At 74.2% G+C, this 16,714-nt stretch carries 12 protein-coding genes; 5 read left to right on the plus strand and 7 right to left on the minus strand.

The features are described 5' to 3' along the window. Positions 1-52: 52 nt before the first annotated feature. Positions 53-2,239 (minus strand): MMPL family transporter, encoded by a 2,187-nt coding sequence (locus ACIRRS_RS06570; RefSeq protein WP_402966017.1) that lies wholly within the window; start codon positions 2,237-2,239, stop codon positions 53-55. A 553-nt stretch (positions 2,240-2,792) separates the two neighbouring features. On the opposite strand from ACIRRS_RS06570, the gene ACIRRS_RS06575 reads away from it, so the two are divergent. From ACIRRS_RS06575 to ACIRRS_RS06590, 4 genes are all read left to right on the plus strand, one after another. Further along, positions 2,793-5,012: an MMPL family transporter gene (locus ACIRRS_RS06575; RefSeq protein WP_402966376.1), complete on the plus strand. Its 2,220-nt coding sequence runs from the start codon at positions 2,793-2,795 to the stop codon at positions 5,010-5,012. A gap of 116 nt (positions 5,013-5,128) precedes the next feature. Continuing rightward, positions 5,129-6,022 (plus strand): phosphotransferase enzyme family protein, encoded by an 894-nt coding sequence (locus ACIRRS_RS06580; RefSeq protein WP_402966019.1) that lies wholly within the window; start codon positions 5,129-5,131, stop codon positions 6,020-6,022. A 157-nt stretch (positions 6,023-6,179) separates the two neighbouring features. Continuing rightward, entirely contained in the window at positions 6,180-7,118 is a 939-nt protein-coding gene (locus ACIRRS_RS06585; protein WP_402966021.1) for a polysaccharide deacetylase family protein, read from the plus strand. A 104-nt stretch (positions 7,119-7,222) separates the two neighbouring features. Next, positions 7,223-8,089: a DUF3592 domain-containing protein gene (locus tag ACIRRS_RS06590; protein WP_402966023.1), complete on the plus strand. Its 867-nt coding sequence runs from the start codon at positions 7,223-7,225 to the stop codon at positions 8,087-8,089. Here the strand turns inward: ACIRRS_RS06590 and ACIRRS_RS06595 are convergent. The 6 genes from ACIRRS_RS06595 to ACIRRS_RS06620 all read right to left on the minus strand — a co-directional run bounded on the left by ACIRRS_RS06595 (position 8,086) and on the right by ACIRRS_RS06620 (position 14,117). Beyond that, complete coding sequence (locus ACIRRS_RS06595; protein ID WP_402966025.1) at positions 8,086-8,568, minus strand: GNAT family N-acetyltransferase; 483 nt, start codon at positions 8,566-8,568, stop codon at positions 8,086-8,088. The two genes, ACIRRS_RS06590 and ACIRRS_RS06595, sit on opposite strands and share 4 nt — an antisense overlap. Before the next feature lie 19 nt (positions 8,569-8,587). Further along, positions 8,588-9,289 (minus strand): exonuclease domain-containing protein, encoded by a 702-nt coding sequence (locus ACIRRS_RS06600; RefSeq protein WP_402966027.1) that lies wholly within the window; start codon positions 9,287-9,289, stop codon positions 8,588-8,590. Between the two features lie 257 nt (positions 9,290-9,546). Further along, positions 9,547-11,472 (minus strand): FtsX-like permease family protein, encoded by a 1,926-nt coding sequence (locus tag ACIRRS_RS06605; RefSeq protein WP_402966029.1) that lies wholly within the window; start codon positions 11,470-11,472, stop codon positions 9,547-9,549. Further along, positions 11,469-12,236 carry an ABC transporter ATP-binding protein gene (locus ACIRRS_RS06610; RefSeq protein WP_402966031.1) on the minus strand — a complete coding sequence of 256 codons (768 nt, stop codon included), beginning with the start codon at positions 12,234-12,236 and terminating at the stop codon, positions 11,469-11,471. The genes ACIRRS_RS06605 and ACIRRS_RS06610 overlap by 4 nt, the downstream gene beginning before the upstream one ends. Positions 12,237-12,274: 38 nt before the next feature. After that, positions 12,275-12,799 carry a GNAT family N-acetyltransferase gene (locus ACIRRS_RS06615; RefSeq protein ID WP_402966033.1) on the minus strand — a complete coding sequence of 175 codons (525 nt, stop codon included), beginning with the start codon at positions 12,797-12,799 and terminating at the stop codon, positions 12,275-12,277. A gap of 43 nt (positions 12,800-12,842) precedes the next feature. Continuing rightward, complete coding sequence (locus ACIRRS_RS06620) at positions 12,843-14,117, minus strand: SAV2148 family HEPN domain-containing protein (RefSeq protein WP_402966035.1); 1,275 nt, start codon at positions 14,115-14,117, stop codon at positions 12,843-12,845. A gap of 389 nt (positions 14,118-14,506) precedes the next feature. On the opposite strand from ACIRRS_RS06620, the gene glgX reads away from it, so the two are divergent. Continuing rightward, positions 14,507-16,660, plus strand: a complete 2,154-nt coding sequence (glgX, locus tag ACIRRS_RS06625) for a glycogen debranching protein GlgX (RefSeq protein WP_402966037.1) — start codon at positions 14,507-14,509, stop codon at positions 16,658-16,660. Positions 16,661-16,714 lie beyond the last annotated feature (54 nt).

Genomic DNA, 16,714 nt, shown 5'->3' on the forward strand with positions numbered 1-16,714 from the left:
GGCGGCGCCCCGCCGAAGCGGGGCGCCGCCTGTTTCGTATCACCCGTCCGGGTCAGTGCCGTCCGGCCGGCTCCGGTGCCCCGTGGGCGCCGACGGGCCGCACCTGGCCCTGGCCGTGGCCGCCGGTGTCGGCGTGGCCGGGCCACCAGGCGCGGTGGCCGAGCAGGGCCGTGAGCGCCGGGGTGAAGAACATCGACATCACGAAGGCCGCCAGCACGATGCCGAAGGCCAGCGAGAAGCCGAGCTCCATGAAGAGCACGTTGCCCGCGAGCATGAAGGTCGCGAACGAGGCGGCCAGGATGAAGCCGGCCGCGCCGACGGTCGGGCCGCCGTGCTTGACGGCCTCGGCGGCCGCCTCGCGCGGGCTGCGGCCCTCGCGGGCCTCCTCCCGGAGGCGGGCGATGATCAGGATGTTGTAGTCCGTGCCGATCGCCACCACGAATAGGTAGATGAAGATCGGCAGCATGAACATCAGGCCGGGCTCGCCCTTGATGTTCTGGAACAGCAGGGTGGTGGCGCCCAGGGTGGCGGCGAAGCCGAGCCCGACGGAGGCCATCAGGTACCACGGTGCGACCACGCTGCGCAGCTGGAGGCCCAGGATGAGCATGATGATCACGGCCGCGATGGGGAAGACCAGCTTGTAGTCGTGGGCCATCGCGATGTTGATGTCCTTGTAGATCGCGGTGACGCCGCCGACCAGGGCCTGGGTGTCCGCCGGAGCCGCCGCGTGCGCCTTGCCGCGCAGGGTGTCGATGGTGTCGATGGCCTTGTTGGAGACCGGCGAGTCCTTGAGCATGACGGTGAAGTCGGCGGTGGTGCCGTCCTGGCTGATCGTCTTGCTCTCGGCGGTCGGCAGGGTGACCTCGGCGACTCCGTCGACGCCCTTCAGCTTGTCGGCGAAGTCCTTGAAGGCGGTCTCGCTGAGCTTGGTGCCGTTGGTGCTGGTCAGGAAGACGTGGCTCGGGTCGGTGGCGCCGGCCGAGTAGCCGGTCATCAGCTTGTCCTGGACGACGATCGACTCCTTGTCCTTCGGCATGGAGGCGCCGGCCAGGTCGTAGGTGCCGCTGTAGTTGACGCCGGCCAGGGCGAGGACCAGCAGGAGGCCGCCGGAGACCAGCGCGACCAGGCCGGGCTTGCGGCCGGTCAGCCGGCCGAGCGCGGCGAAGCGGGCGCCCTTGGGCTCCTGCATCCACTTCTTGCCGGGCCAGAACACGCCCCTGGACGGGATGACCGCGAGCACGGCGGGGCCGAGGGTCACCGAGACCAGGGCGGTCACGACGACGGCGATGGCCAGTGCCGGGCCGAGCGAGGTGAACATGCCGAGGCTGGAGAGGGCCAGGACGGCGAAGGCGACGGCGACGGCACCGGCCGCGGAGGCGATCGCCTCGCCGACCCGGCCGACGGCGTTGGCCACGGCCGTCTTGCGGTCCTCGCCCATCCGCAGCCGCTCGCGGTAGCGGAAGGCCAGGAAGAGGAAGTAGTCCGTGCCGACGCCGAGGACCACGATGATCAGGATGGCCGAGGTCATGGTGGACGTCTTGAGGCCGAAGGCGTCGACCGCGTCGGCGATCAGGCCGTTCGCCACCGGCATGGCGACGAGCAGCGCGAGCAGGACCGGCAGCACGCCGGCCAGGATGCTGCGGAAGATGATGCCGACGATCAGGATGACGAGCAGGAGGCTGCCCAGCATCACGATCACGTCGGTGGCGCCGGAGGAGTCCTTCTGGTCCAGGTCGCTCGCGGCCTCGCCGCCGACCTGGAACTTCAGGCCGGTGCCGTCGGCGAGCTTGGTGCCGTCGGTGCGCATCGTCTTGGCCGCGTCGGCGAACGCGGCGTCCTGCCGCTTGGTCTTGTCCATGCCGACCGAGGACAGCGCGTACTTGCCGTCCTTGGACTTCGACTCGGCGTTGACCGGCAGGATGTGCTGGACGAGCGGGATGTTCTCCGCGGTCAGGCCCTTGATGACCTTGTCTATGGAGGCGTCGTCGGCGCTGCTCAGCGGCTGGCCGTCGTTGCGCTCGAAGAGCAGCAGGGCGGAGGGGCTGAAGGCCGCCGGGAACGCCTCTCCCTGGAGCTTCGACGCCCGGATGGACTCGTAGTTCTTGGGGAGGAAGGACGACTCGTCCGTGCTGGAGGTGACGCTCGCGGCCGTCCCGACGATGGCGATCGCGGCGACGATCCACGCCGCGATCACCCACCAGGCGCGGCGGACGACGAAGTGTCCAAGTCGGTGGAACATGCTCGTGATGCCTCCTGGGCATGGCTCACCGCAGCCCTGGGGGACGGGACGCCGGGCGACGGCGGGACCGGCGGAGCGCGCGTCGGCAGCTCCCTTACCGGTCGGCAGGTAAGTAAGTGTGGGCATCATCCTACGAGCACGTGCTTGCCGCCCGGCAAGGAGCCCCCGTAATACAACCCCCGTACAGGGCCGCCCCGAAATCGGCCCCGACCCAGTTTCCCCCAGGCGCACGCCCCTTGACCTCGTGCTCCGGGTGGAGACGACTCCCCCTCAGGGTGGAGTTCGTCCCCTACCCAGGGGAGGAGGTCTCAGGGTCCGGGGGTGGGGATAACCCCACCCCCACCCCGATGCGGGCCCCAGGGAGCACTCACCCGCCAGCCGGATTACCGCTCAACTCCCCTCTCCCTAAGGTCGTTGACGACGCCGGACGAACCGGCGAACACCGCGGCGACCTGGGCGAACGGGCCGCCGACGATCCGTCAGGCGACGACGACGCTCGCCGCTCTCCCCGGGGGGACCTTCCGTGAAGACCAGACTCGGCACGGCTGCGGCCATGGGCGCGTGGAGCGCCCGGAACCGCAAGACGGCCGTCTTCGGCTGGCTGCTCTTCGTCATCCTCGCCGCCGTGCTCGGCGGACTGCACGGCAGCACCACCGTCACCGAGGCCGAGTCGATGCCCGGCCAGGTCTCCCGCGCCGCGAAGATCCTGGACGAGGCCGGGCTCAAGAGCCCCGCGAGCGAGACCGTCCTCGTCCAGAGCGCCTCCCGCAGCGCCGACGACCCGGAGTTCAAGGCCGCCGTCGGCCAGGTCGTCACCGCCGCCGACGGCACCGGCCACGTCGCCGAGGTCCGCTCCCCGTACGACACCAAGGCCGTCTCCGCCGACGGGCACTCCGCGCTCGTGCTGCTGACCCTCAAGGGCACCGGCGACGAGGCGATGGCCAACGTCCGGTCCGTGATGGACGCGGTGGCCGGCGTGCAGAAGCAGCACCCGGACCTCACCGTCGTCGAACTCGGCGACGCCAGCTCCGGCAAGTGGATCCAGGACCAGTTCACGAACGACTTCGCCCGGGCCGAGTGGACGGCCGTGCCGCTGGCGCTGGGCATCCTGCTGATCGCCTTCGGCGCGCTGGTCGCCGCCGTGCTGCCCGTCGTCCTCGCGCTCACCGCCTTCGTCGCCGCCGGCGGGCTGGTCGCGCTCTCCAGCGGGATGCTGCACACCAGCAACGACGCCAGCTCGGTGATGCTGCTGGTCGGGCTCGCCGTCGGCGTCGACTACTGCCTCTTCTACCTGCGCCGCGAACGCGAGGAGCGGGCCGCCGGGCGCGACGCCGCCACCGCGCTGAGCATCGCCGCCGCCACCAGCGGCCGGGCCGTCCTCGTCTCCGGCGTCACCGTCGTCGTCGCCATGGCCGGCATGTTCCTCACCGGGATCGCCGACTTCCGGGCGATGGCCTACGCCACCATCGTCGTGGTGATCACCGCCGTGCTCGGCTCGCTCACCGTGCTGCCCGCCCTGCTGTCCATGCTCGGCGACCGCGTCGACAAGGGCCGGGTGCCGCTGGTCGCCAAGCTGCGCCGCCCCGACGCCGCGCAGACCGGCGGGCGCTTCTGGAACGCCGTGCTCACCCCCGTGCTGCGCCGCCCGCTGGCCGCCACCCTGCTCGCCGGGGCCGCCCTGCTCGGGCTGGCCGCGCCGCTGCTCACCATGAACACCGCCAACCTGACCTTCCAGCAGCAACTGCCCGCCGGGAACCAGCTGGTGGCCGCCTCGCAGAAGATCGAGGCCGCCTTCCCCGGCAGCCCCGCCCCCGCCGGCGTGGTGATCAGGTCCACCGACATCTCCTCCCCCGCGATGACCGCCGCCATCGCCGACCTGAAGACCAGGGCCCTGGCCAGCGGGAAGATGCACGGCCCGATCGACGTCGCCGTCCACGCGGACAAGAACGTGGCCGTCGTGGACGTCCCGCTCAACGGCACCGGCAACGACTCCGTCAGCAACGAGGCGCTGCGCACCCTGCGCGAGGACCTCGTCCCCGCGACCGTCCTCAAGGTGCCCGGGACCGAGGCGCCCGTGACCGGACGCACCGCCGGCTCCCACGACTTCAACGCCAAGATGACCGGCTCGATGCCGCTGGTCCTCGGCTTCGTCGTCGCCTTCGCCTTCGTGCTGATGCTCACCTCCTTCCGCTCGCTGGCCGTCGCCGCCACCGCCGTCGTGCTCAACCTGCTGTCGGTGGGCGCCGCGTACGGGGTGCTGACCCTGGTCTTCCAGCACGGCGTGGGCGCCTCGCTGCTGGGCACCGCCGGGGTCGGCGCGATCGAGTCCTGGGTGCCGCTGTTCCTCTTCGTGATCCTCTTCGGCCTCTCGATGGACTACCACGTCTTCGTGGTCTCCCGGATCAAGGAGGGCCGCGACCGCGGGATGCCGACCCGGGCCGCCATCGCCCACGGCATCCGCTCCACGGCCGGCGTGGTCACCAGCGCCGCGGTGATCATGGTCGCGGTGTTCGGGGTCTTCGGCACCCTGTCCATGCAGGCGATGAAGCAGATGGGCGTCGGCCTGGCCGTCGCCGTCCTGATCGACGCGACGGTGATCCGCGCGGTGCTGCTGCCCTCGCTGATGACCCTGCTGGGCGAGCGCAACTGGTACCTGCCGCGCTGGCTCGGCTGGCTGCCGGACCTCTCGCACGGCGAGGCCGTCCCCGCCGACGGACCCGCCCCCGTCGTCGAGCTCGCGGAGGCCGGACGCCATCGCAGGGTCTCGGTCTGACCCTCCCGCTCCACCCGACGCCGGGCCCCGCAGCGCGCGGGGCCCGGCGTCCGTGCGTCATGATGATCACCGTCCGGGAGCCTTTCGGATGAACGCCGGCGGAACGGAGCCCAGCCATGATCCCCTTCGACGAAGGGCGCGCCCGGCTGCTGCTCGCCCACGCCTGCGAGTCCGCCGGCCTGCCCGGCCCCGGCGACGCCCGGCTGCTCGCGCTCGGGGAGAACGCCGTCTTCGACCTCGGCGACCCGGCCGTGGTCGCCAAGGTCGGGCGCGGCCCCGAGCTGTACGACCGGGCGCACCGCGAACTGACCGTCGCCCACTGGCTGGCCGGGCAGGGCGTCCCCGTCGTGCGCCCGTACGACGCGGTCGCGCCCGAGCCGCAGCTCTCCCACGGGCACCCCGTCACCTTCTGGCACCGCCTCGCCCCCGCCGTCCGCCCGGCGCGCACGGCGGACCTCGCGCCGCTGCTGCGCGCCCTGCACCGGCTGCCGCTGCCGCCCGTCCCGCTGGGCCGGCGGGACCTGATGGCGCCGGTCGAGCGCTGGCTGGCCTCCGCCGAGGGCCACGTCGACCCGGCGGACGTCGCGTTCCTGCGCCACCGGCGCGCCGCCTTCGAGGCCGCGCTGGAGGACCTCGCCCCGCGGCTGCACCCCGGCGTCATCCACGGGGACGCCCTGCCGCGCAACGTCCACGTCGGCCCGGACGGGCCCGTCCTGCTCGACCTGGAGTTCGTCGCGGACGACCTGCGCGAGCACGACCTCGTCGTTCTCGCCCTCAGCCAGGACCGCTACGGGGTGCCCGCCGAGGACTACCGGGCGTTCACCGAGGCGTACGGCTGGGACGTGCGGGAGTGGCCCGGCTTCACGGTGCTGCGCGGGGCCCGCGAGACGGCCAGCGCCTCCTGGGTCGCGCAGCAGGCGGCGAGCAGCCCGGCCGCGCTGGCGGAGTTCCGGCGCCGGGTGGACTCGCTGCGGGACGGGGCCACCGGGGTGCGCTGGTACCCCTTCTGACGGGGCGGCGCGATCCGGGCGGGTGTGAGAAGACTCCTACGGCGCTTCGGTCCGGCAGGCAACCGAGGACCGTACGATCGGCGTCCCATCACACAACCATCCTGAACCTTCCCGACGGAGGGATCGGCACCCGTCCCGCGCCTCAGGAGCCGCCGCCATGTCCAGGACCGTCCGCCGCCGCCCCTCCTCCCTCCCGTCCACCTCCCGCCGGCGGCTGACCGCCGGATGCGTCGCGGTGGCGGCCGCCCTGGGCCTGGCCGCCTGCGGCACCGCCAGCGGGGCGCTCCAGCCGACGGCCGCGCCCAGCAGCAGCGGCAGTGCCTCCACCGCGCCCTCCACCGCCCCCGCCACCATCGCGCCGAGCCCGGGGGCGGACGGGGCTCCGCCGGCCTCGCCCTCGCACCCGTCCTCTTCTCCGTCAGGGGCCACCGGCTCGTCGGGCGCCCCCGCCTCCACCCCGACGGGCGCGCCCGCGCCGCCGCCCGGGCACACCGGGCCGACCACCGTGATCGGCTCCACCGCCTCCGGCGGCCGGACCGTCGCCCTCACCTTCGACGACGGCCCCGGCCCCGCCACCGGCCAGGTCCTCGACCTGCTCGACCGGTACGGCGTCAAGGCCACCTTCTGCCAGATCGGGCAGAACGCCGCCGCCAACCCCGCCCTGGTCAAGCGCGTCCTGGCCGAGGGGCACCGGCTCTGCGACCACAGCGTCCACCACCCGCAGCCCTTCGCGAAGCTCCCCCACGACAGGGCCGTGTACGAGATCACCGCCGCCCGCGACATGATCGTCCAGGCCGGCGGGCCCGGGACGAAGGTGAGCTGGTTCCGCGCCCCCGGCGGCGGGTTCAACGCCGACAACGAGCACATCACCGCGAGCCTCGGCATGTCCTCCCTCGGCTGGTCCGTCGACCCGCGCGACTGGGCCCGCCCCGGGGTCGCCTCGATCGTCTCCACCGTGCAGCACCAGCTGAAGCCCGGCGGCGTGATCCTCATGCACGACGGCGGCGGCGACCGCAGCCAGACCGTGGCCGCGCTCAAGCAGCTGCTGCCCTGGCTCGTCGCCCAGGGGTACACCTTCGACTTCCCGGCGGCGTAACGGGGTTGAGGGGCCGGCGGTTCACCCCCTGTTCCCCCGATGGACGGCCCGAGGACGCGGTGGCGTCCCCGGGCGCTGCGGCGGCCGGGGTTAGCATCCGGAGCATGACCGCAATGAGCCTGCCCGAGGCCCAAGTCCCGTACGGCGGCCCGCGATTGGGTGCTGGTCGTATCATCGGCCTGGTGGCGTGCGCGGCCTCCTGCCTGTCGAGCGGCCTGCTGCTCCACCTCGCGGTCACCGGCTTCCTCGGCCCCGCGACCTGCGAGCCCGCCACGCCCTGCCACGACTGGTCCGCCGCCCTGGGCTACGGCGCCGCCGCCCTGTTCGTCTGGGTCCTCGGCCTGACCACCGCCGCCGGGCTCGCGGCGGGCCTCGGCCGCAACACCCCGGACCGGCTGCCGACCACCGCGATCGTCCTCGGCGCCGTCCTCCTCGGCTACACCGGCGCCGCCCTCGGCCTGCGCATGCCGCCCGAACTGCTGCCCGGGCTCGGCGTGCTCACCGTGCTCACCCTGGCCGCCTCCGCGCTCGGCGAACGCGGACTGCGGCGCCGGCGGCGGGAGTTCGTCGCCGCCCGGACCGTCGGCCTGGCCGTCGCCGCGCGCGGGGTGAGCAGCACCGGCGTCGTCGTCGTGGCCGAGCCCACCGACCGCACCCACCGCGGGGACCCGGAGCTGATGGTCACCGTGCGCTACCCGGCCGGCGACGGCTCCGAGCACCGGTGCACCGAGATCCGCTTCCACCCCGCCTCCGCCCGGCCCCGGGTCGGCGACCGGATGGCCGTCCGCTACGACCCCTCCGCGCCGGGCGACGCCCTGCTCGGCGAACTGCTGCCCGGGCCCGTGCCGGTGCGGGACGCGGGGCCCTCGCTGGCCGTGCGGCTGGAGCGGCTCGCCGAGCGGCGCCGCGACGGGGAGCTGGACGGGACGGAGTACGAGGAGGCCCGGCGGCGGCTGCTGGCGGGGGGTTAGGCCCTCCCCCTCCACAGGCGGTAGACCTGGCGGGAGCCGCCCTCCGGGCCCGGGGGCGCGGGCTCGGCCGGGGTGAAGCCCAGGCGTTCGTAGAAGACCCGGGCGCCACCGGCCGTCGCGCCGGGGTGGTCGGGGCCGAAGGTGACCACCTCCACCGTGGCCGGGCCGTCGCCGAGGCGGCGCAGCGCGTCCTCGACCAGGGCGCGGCCCGCGCCCGTGCCCCGGGCGGGCTCGGCGACCACCAGCCAGTGCAGGTGGTGGACCGGGGGCGCGCCCTCGCTGCCGTACAGGAGACCACCGAGCAGCGCGCCGCCCTCGCCGACCGCGACGCTCGCCCGGCCCCGCTCGATGCTCCGGCCGACGGCCCGGTGGAAGCCCGGGTCGTCGACCATCGGGCCGAACCAGTGCTCCACCTCGGCGGCGAGGGCGAGGAAGCCCGGCAGGTCGGCGGGGCGGGCCGGGCGGACGGTGACGGTCATGTGCGACGGCTCACCGGGCTCACCGGGCGGGCCAGCGCGAGTCGACCTCCGCCTGCGGGTCCTTGCCGCGGCGCAGCCAGGCCTGGAGGCTCTCGGCCCACTCCCGGTACCAGCCGATCTGGCGGCGGTGCAGCTGCTCCGGGCTGAGCCCGCCGACCTCCGCCCGGTACCGCTCGGCGAGGGCCACGGCGACCCGGACGGCGGCCAGCGCGTCGCTGCCCGCCTCGTGGGCGTCCGTCAGCTCGACGCCGTACAGCTCGCAGACCCGCTGCAGGGTGCGGGAGCCCTTGCGGTACTTGTCCACGGCGCGGTCGATGACCAGGGCGTCCAGCACCGGCCCGACCGGCCCGCCGAGGCGGTCGGCGAGCGTGGGCAGGCCGTGGCGGCGCAGCTCGGCGTCCAGCAGGGACAGGTCGAACGGGGCGTTGAACGCCACGACCGGCCGCCCGGCCGCGAGGCGCTCGCACAGGGCCGCGGCTATCTCCTCCACGGCCTCCTTGGCCGGCCGGCCCTTGCGGCGTGCGAGGTCGTCCCCGATCCCGTGGATCGCCTCGGCCTCGGCGGGGATCGGCACGCCCGGGTCCAGCAGCCAGTTGGCGCCGCCCACCCTGACCGCGCCGACCGTGTCCACGAGCGCGGCCGTGACGATGCGGTCCACGGCCGGGTCGGTGCCCGTGGTCTCCAGGTCGAAGCCGACCAGTGGCTGCTGCCACCAGCTCATAGGGGTGTGTCCTTCCGTCCGGCTCCTCGAAACAGCCCCTATCATCGCCCGCCCCACCGACAACCCGGCCCCGGGGGGCGTGGGGCCGGGCCGATTCGACGCCTGCTCAAGCGCGGCTCGAGGCCCGGGAGGCACTCGCCGCCCGCCCCGTCGGGGCGGGCGGCGCTGGACCGCACTGCGTCCGCAGTCGTGTTCGATCCCTGGGACTCCTGAACGCCCCCGGCCGCTCTCTGCGGGCGGGGGCGTCGGTTTCCCCGTCAGCGGGCCGGGGTGTGCCTCGTCAGGGCGAGGCGGGTGGGGAGGAGGGCGGCGGTGGTGGCGAGGGTGAGGCAGACGGCGGTGCCGGCGGTGAGGGCGGGCCAGGGGAGGTGGAGGGGGATGGTGGCCTGGCCGGTGAGGATGCGGTGGTTGAGCAGTGCGGTGGTGCCCCACTGGGTGAGGGCGGTGACGGCGAGGGCGAGGGCCGCCGCGACGGCGACGACGAGGGCGGACTCCAGGGCGACGGTGTGGAGGATCTGGCGGCGCAGTGTCCCGGTGAGGCGCAGCACGTCGAAGTCGCGGCGGCGGTCGGCGACGCTCATGACCATGGTGTTGACGATGGCGATGAGGGCGTAGAGCAGGGCGGGGCCGAGGATGGTGGTGGTGGCGATCCAGGCGTAGTGGGCGCCGGGGTCGGGCCCGGGGTCGCGGGAGTCGGTGAGGGTGCCGCCGAGGAGGTCGGCGGGGCGGTCGCCGAGGTGGACGGCGGTGGGGCGGGCGCCGGCGAGGTGGGGGGTGAGGGTGTCGCCGGCGAGGAGGATCTCGTCGAGGCCGAGCTGGGTGCGGTAGACGAGGGCGAGGCGCAGGTGGGTGACGGTGCCGTCGGCGAGGCGGAGGTTGACCTGGTCGCCGAGGTGCCAGCCGTGGGCGCGTGCCTGGTCGGTGGAGGCGGCGAAGGCGGGGCCGTGCAGGTCGGCGGGCGTGCCCTGGTCGGCGGGCAGGTGCCAGGCGGCGGCGAGGTCGCCGTCGACGACGGTGGCGGCGGTGGGGACGGTGGCGGGCGAGTCCTCGCCGTGGTCGTCGAAGGCGGCGGTGTCGGCGCCGAGGCCGGTGACGACGGTGGGGGTGGTGGCGGTGCCGGTGAGCCGGTGGGCGGCGTCGGCGGGCAGTGGTTGGCCGCCGGGGCGCAGGACGTAGCGGGCTGCGGTGGTGGCGCGGTTCTGGGCGGTCATGGCGTCGGCGAAGGCGGCGGTGGAGCCGACGACGGTGCCGGTGAGCGCGATGGCGAGGAAGGCGGGGGTGGCGGTGGAGACGGTGCGGCGTACGGCGGTGAGGGCGTTCTGCCGGGCGAGGAGCGGGGCGGCGGCGACGGCGCGGGTGAGGGGCGCGGTGAGCAGCCGTACGAGCGGGGGGACGAGGACGGGGGCGAGGAGGGCGAGGGCGGTGATGGTGAGCAGGTCGAGGCCCATGACCCACTGGGAGGCGAACTGCGGGTCGCCGGTCTGGTCGCCGGGGGCTGCGGGCAGGGTGGGGGCGGCGAGGTAGTAGCCGAGGGCGCCGGCGAGGGCGAGCAGGTGGGCGGCGCCGGCGGCCCAGCGCAGCGGGGTCATGACGGTGCGGTCGGCGGCGGCGTCGGCGAGGGCTTCGGCGGCGCGGACGCGCCCGGCGCGCACGGCGGCGGTGACGGCGCCGAGGAGGGCGACGGCGAGGCCGGTGGCGGCGGCGAGGAGCATGGGGCCGGCGGCGGGGTGGGCGGTGAATCCGGCGGGGGCGGCGCCGCGGGCGACGAGCCAGGCGGCGAGGGCGGGGGCGCCGGGCAGGGAGAGCAGGCAGCCGGTGACGGCGGCCGCGAGGGCGACGACGGCGGCCTCGCCGGTGATGAGCGCGACGATCTGGCGGGGGGTGGCGCCGACGGCGCGCAGCATGGCGATCTCGCGGCGGCGCTGGGCGACGGCGAAGGCGAAGGTGCCGGCGACGACGAAGACGGCGACGAAGGCGGCCATCGCGGAGGTGAAGAGCAGCACCTTGTGGAGGGAGGGGGCGCCGAGCGGGGAGTCGTCGCCGGCGGTGTCGGCGAGGAGGCTGCCGGTGGTGGCGACGAGGGTGACGCCGAAGGCGAGGGCGAGGTAGGAGCCGGCGAAGGCGGCCTTGCGGTGGCGCAGTCCGGCGGCGGCGACGGGCAGGAGGGTGGCGGGGGTTCTCATGCCGCGGTCTCCAGGGCGGTCATCCGCTCGGCGATCTGCTGGGCGCTGGGGCGTTCGAGGTCGCCGACGACGGTGCCGTCGGCGAGGAAGAGGACGCGGTCGGCGTAGGAGGCGGCGACGGGGTCGTGGGTGACCATGACGGTGCTCTGGCCGTCGCGGTCGACGAGGTCGCGCAGGAGTGTCAGGACGTCGCGGCTGCTGGTGCTGTCGAGGGCGCCGGTGGGTTCGTCGGCGAAGAGCATCTTGGGGCGGGTGATGAGGGCGCGGGCGACGGCGACGCGCTGCTGCTGGCCTCCGGAGAGCTGGGAGGGCAGGTGGCGGGCGCGTTCGGCGAGGCCGACGGCGGCGAGGGCCTGGTGGATCTCGGCGCGGTCGGGCCGGCGGCCGGCGAGGCGCAGCGGCAGGCCGACGTTCTGTTCGGCGGTGAGGGAGCCGACGAGGTTGAAGGCCTGGAAGACGAAGCCGAGCTTCTCCCGGCGCAGGACGGTGAGCTGGTTCTCGCCGAGGCCGGAGAGGTCGGTGCCGTCGAGGACGACGCGGCCGCGGTCGGGCCGGTCGAGGCCGGCGGCGCACTGGAGCAGGGTGCTCTTGCCGGAGCCGGAGGGGCCCATGACGGCGGTGAAGCCGCCGCGGGCGAAGGCGACGTCGACCCCCCTGAGCGCGCGGACGGCCTCGGGGCCGGTGCCGTAGGTGCGGTGTACGTCGTCGAGGCGCAGTGCGGCGCTCTCATCCCCCATGATCATCACGGGGGTCATGAGTACCATCCGGGCATCGTGCCTGGCCAGGGCATTTTGAGGAATCGTTACGGCAGGGGCGGGCGGTTCCCCGGTCCGGCCCCGTCCGGTGCGGGGCGCAGGAGGTGGGCGTCGACCGGGTCCTCGCTGTCGAGGGCGAAGCCGTGGCGCTCGTAGAGGCGGCGGGCGGGGCTGCCCTGGAGGACGGTGAGGCGGACGGGTTCCCCGGCGGTGTCGGCCTCGGCGAGGAGGCGGCGCAGGACGGCGGTGCCGATGCCGCGGCCGTGGTGGGCGGGGTCGAGGTAGAAGTGTTCGAGGAGGCGGACGCCCTGCTCGGCGGGGCGGACGGTGACGGAGCCGGCGAAGGCGCCGTCGACGAGCAGGACGGAGGTGTGGGTGGTGGAGAAGCCCTCGCGCAGGCGGGTGCGGACCCGCTGCTCGTCGTAGCGGCCGAGGCGTTCGAGGTCGGGGCGCATGACGACGGCCCGCAGTTCGGCGACGGGTTCGACGTCGGCGGGGGTCGCGGGGCGCAGGCTCCAGGCGGGGCGGCGGGTCGGGGCGGGACTGGTGGTCGGGGCGGGGCGGCTGTTCACGGCGCGCAGTGTGGCAGAGGCGGCCCCGCCCGACCAGCGTGTTTCAGGAGACGGGACGGGAGTCGTCCCAGGCGCCCTCGAACTCCTCGCGGTAGACCTCCAGCAGGCCCGCCTCGGTGCCGCCGGGCTGCTGGCCGGCGCCGCCGCGCAGGACGAGCGCGGGGGACTCCATGCCGCGGGCGCGGCGCAGGTAGGGCTGGACGACGCCGAGGTCGCGGCTCTGGCGGCGCCCGGCGACGGGGCCGGTGGGGCGGGGGCCCTCGACGAGGTAGGCGGTGAAGCGGGGGGTCTCGTCGAAGACGCGGATCTCGAAGCCGCCCTGGTCGCGCAGCCGGGCGCGGACGCGGCGCACGTGCATGATGTTCATCTCGATGGATCGCGCCAACTCGCCACGCCCGAGGCCGAGTTCGCGTTCGCGGCGGCGTACGGCGCTGCTGGCGGGGTTGAGGAAGAGCAGCCGGACGCGGCAGCCGTCCCCGGCGAGGCGCACGAGGCGCTTGCCGGTGTAGTTCTGGCAGAGCATGCCGAGGCCGATGCCGAGCGCGTCGAGGCGCCGGGCGCCGTCGAGGAGGTCCTCGACGGGCAGGTCGCGCTGGAGGCGTACGCGGTCGGCGTGGACGGCGACGACGTCGGCGTAGCGCCCGGCGACGAGGGACTCGACGACGTCGGCGGGCACTCCCCCGGCGCCGCCGTCGAGGACGGCGAGCAGGCGGGCGGCGGCGCGTTCGGTCTGGGCGAGGACGGTGCCGGTGAGGACGCGGTTGCGGGAGACGACGTGCCGGGCCACCTCCAGTTCGTCCAGGGCGAGTTCGATCTCGCGCCGGTCGGCGAGGTAGGGCTCGAAGCAGGGCCAGTGCTGGACCATCAGTTCGCGCAGCTGCGGCAGGGTGAGGAAGACCAGCGGGTCGTCGTCGGCCGGGTCGAGCAGGTACCCCTTGCGGCGGCTGACCTCCCGTACGGCGCCGGCGCGGTGGGCCCACTCCTCGCCGGCGGGGCCGGCGGCGGCGGTGACCCAGTCCTCGCCGTGGGCGGGGGCGTAGATGGGGTGGAGGACCTCGTCGACGAGGGAGCGCAGCCGCTGCTCGACGAGGTTGAGCCAGACGTAGGCGCGCCCGGAGAGCCGGACCCGCTGGTAGGCGTCCTCCCATTCGGCGGCGGACCAGGCGAGGGCCGGTATCTCGACGGGGCCGGCCTGGGCGGGCACCAGGGGGCGGCCGGTCAGGGTGGGGCGCATGACCACCGTGGGGGCCTCGCTGCGGGCGCCGCCCCGGGCGGGGCCGCCCGGCCCGGAGCCCCGGCCGCCGGCGGGGAACACCATGCGCCACCTCACTGGTTTGCTGCTTCGTTGCGGAACCGGCGGCGGACGGGGGCCGCTGACGGATCGCCACCGGCCGGCGCGGCCGGACGATCAAGGGTACTGCCCGGCGTGAGCGGCCCGCAGCCGGATGGTCGAGGGGGGCTCGCGGGGATCACCTGGGCGTCTCTTCACAGGAATGCCGGGCCGGACACCCGTTCGGGCGAACCGGGGCCGCGTGTCCCGGCCGTCGGGGGAAGGCTCGGGGAGTATGCCCTCTGGTTCGCCATCCGGTTCGTCGTCACCGCACGCCCCTCGTCACCCCACGCCCCTCGTCACCCCACGCCCCTCGTCACCCCACGTCCCCTTGGTCACCCCACGCTCACCCCACGCCCCCAGGAAGTCGAGGACTCATGCAGGTCTGGCCGGGCAAGCCCTACCCCCTCGGCGCCACCTACGACGGGGCCGGCACCAACTTCGCGGTGTTCTCCGAGAGCGCCGACCGGATCGAGCTGTGCCTGCTCGACGAGGACGGCTCCGAGACGGCCGTCGAACTGCGCGAGACGGACGCCTTCGTCCGCCACGCCTACCTGCCGGGCGTCCAGCCGGGGCAGCGCTACGGCTTCCGCGTGCACGGCCCGTACAACCCGGGCCTGGGCCTGCGGCACAACGCGGCCAAGCTGCTGCTGGACCCGTACGCCAAGGCGATGAGCGGGACCATCGACTGGGACGAGTCCGTCTACGGCTACCACTTCGGCGCGCCCGAGCGCCGCAACGACCTCGACTCGGCCCCGCACACGATGCACTCGGTGGTCGTCAACCCGTACTTCGACTGGGGCACCGACCGGCCGCCGCGCACCGACTACCACCGCACCGTCATCTACGAGGCGCACGTCAAGGGCCTCACCCGGCTGCACCCGGGCATCCCGGAGGAGATCCGGGGCACCTACGCGGGCCTGGCGCACCCGGCGGTGATCGAGCACCTGGCCAAGCTCGGCGTCACCGCGATCGAGCTGATGCCGGTGCACCAGTTCGTCCGGGACCACCGGCTGCGGGACCTGGGGCTGGCCAACTACTGGGGCTACAACACGATCGGCTTCTTCGCCCCGCACTCCTCCTACTCCTCCACGGGCGACCGGGGCCAGCAGGTGCAGGAGTTCAAGTCGATGGTGAAGGCGCTGCACGCGGCCGGTATCGAGGTGATCCTCGACGTGGTCTACAACCACACCGCCGAGGGCAACCACCTCGGGCCGACGCTGTCGCTGCGCGGCCTGGACAACGTCTCGTACTACCGCCTCGCCCGGGACCAGCGCTTCTACGAGGACACCACCGGCACCGGCAACAGCCTGCTGATGCGCAGCCCGCACGTGCTCCAGCTGATCATGGACTCGCTGCGCTACTGGGTCACCGAGATGCACGTGGACGGGTTCCGCTTCGACCTCGCCGCCACCCTGGCCCGGCAGTTCCACGAGGTGGACCGGCTGTCCTCCTTCTTCGACCTCGTCCAGCAGGACCCGGTGGTCTCCCAGACCAAGCTGATCGCCGAGCCCTGGGACCTCGGCGAGGGCGGCTACCAGGTCGGCAACTTCCCTCCGCTGTGGACGGAGTGGAACGGCATGTACCGGGACACGGTGCGCGACCTGTGGCGCGGGGAGAACGCGGCGCTGGCCGAATTCGGCTCCCGGCTGACGGGCTCCTCCGACCTGTACCAGGACGACGGCCGCCGCCCGATCGCCTCCATCAACTTCGTGACCTGCCACGACGGTTTCACGCTGCGCGACCTGGTCTCGTACAACGAGAAGCACAACGAGGCCAACGGGGAGGACAACCGGGACGGGGAGTCCTTCAACCGCTCCTGGAACCACGGCGTCGAGGGCCCGGGCGAGGACCCGGCGGTGGAGGAGCTGCGGGCGCGCCAGCAGCGCAACTTCATCGCCACGCTGATGCTCTCCCAGGGCACGCCGATGCTCTCGCACGGGGACGAGCTGGGCCGCACCCAGCTGGGCAACAACAACACGTACTGCCAGGACAACGAGCTGAGTTGGGTGCACTGGCCGCAGGGGGACGGGCCGCAGGCGCGGATGCTGGAGTTCACCCAGGGGATGATCTGGCTGCGCCGCGACCACCCGGTGTTCCGGCGGCGGCGGTTCTTCCACGGGCGGCCGGTGTCGGGGCGCCCGCAGTCGGGGCAGCCGGTGTCGGCCTCGGGCGCCTACGACGACCTCACCGACATCGCCTGGTTCACCCCGGCCGGGGAGGAGATGACCAAGCGCAACTGGGGCGTCGGCTACGCCAAGTCGCTGACGGTGTTCCTCAACGGGTACGCGATCTCGGAGCCGGACCGGCGGGGCGGGCGGATCGTCGACGACTCGTTCCTGCTGATGTTCAACGCGCACTTCGAGCCGCTGGAGTTCACCGTGCCGGCCGACCACGGGCAGGAGTGGCAGGTCGTGGTGGACACGGCGCAGCCCCGGCTGCCGGCGCCGGGCACGGGGGCGACGGTCAAGGCCGGGGACGCGCTGTGGCTGACCGACCGGTCGATGATGGTCCTCCAGCGGCCGGCCTGACAGGCCCCGGCGGTCACCTGTTCGGGCCAGCAGCGGGTCTTGGCCCCGGGCCCG

The sequence above is a fragment of the Kitasatospora sp. NPDC101183 genome (assembly GCF_044767945.1).
Classification (GTDB): Bacteria; Actinomycetota; Actinomycetes; order Streptomycetales; family Streptomycetaceae; genus Kitasatospora.

Excerpts from the sequence above, each read along its gene's own strand:
- ACIRRS_RS06580 (WP_402966019.1), top strand. The coding sequence starts at position 5,129 with ATGATCCCCTTCGACGAAGGGCGCGCCCGGCTGCTGCTCGCCCACGCC.
- ACIRRS_RS06610 (WP_402966031.1), bottom strand. The coding sequence starts at position 12,236 with ATGGTACTCATGACCCCCGTGATGATCATGGGGGATGAGAGCGCCGCA.
- ACIRRS_RS06585 (WP_402966021.1), top strand. The coding sequence starts at position 6,180 with ATGTCCAGGACCGTCCGCCGCCGCCCCTCCTCCCTCCCGTCCACCTCC.
- ACIRRS_RS06590 (WP_402966023.1), top strand. The coding sequence starts at position 7,223 with ATGACCGCAATGAGCCTGCCCGAGGCCCAAGTCCCGTACGGCGGCCCG.
- glgX (WP_402966037.1), top strand. The coding sequence starts at position 14,507 with ATGCAGGTCTGGCCGGGCAAGCCCTACCCCCTCGGCGCCACCTACGAC.
- ACIRRS_RS06620 (WP_402966035.1), bottom strand. The coding sequence starts at position 14,117 with ATGGTGTTCCCCGCCGGCGGCCGGGGCTCCGGGCCGGGCGGCCCCGCC.
- ACIRRS_RS06570 (WP_402966017.1), bottom strand. The coding sequence starts at position 2,239 with ATGTTCCACCGACTTGGACACTTCGTCGTCCGCCGCGCCTGGTGGGTG.
- ACIRRS_RS06600 (WP_402966027.1), bottom strand. The coding sequence starts at position 9,289 with ATGAGCTGGTGGCAGCAGCCACTGGTCGGCTTCGACCTGGAGACCACG.
- ACIRRS_RS06605 (WP_402966029.1), bottom strand. The coding sequence starts at position 11,472 with ATGAGAACCCCCGCCACCCTCCTGCCCGTCGCCGCCGCCGGACTGCGC.
- ACIRRS_RS06595 (WP_402966025.1), bottom strand. The coding sequence starts at position 8,568 with ATGACCGTCACCGTCCGCCCGGCCCGCCCCGCCGACCTGCCGGGCTTC.
- ACIRRS_RS06575 (WP_402966376.1), top strand. The coding sequence starts at position 2,793 with ATGGGCGCGTGGAGCGCCCGGAACCGCAAGACGGCCGTCTTCGGCTGG.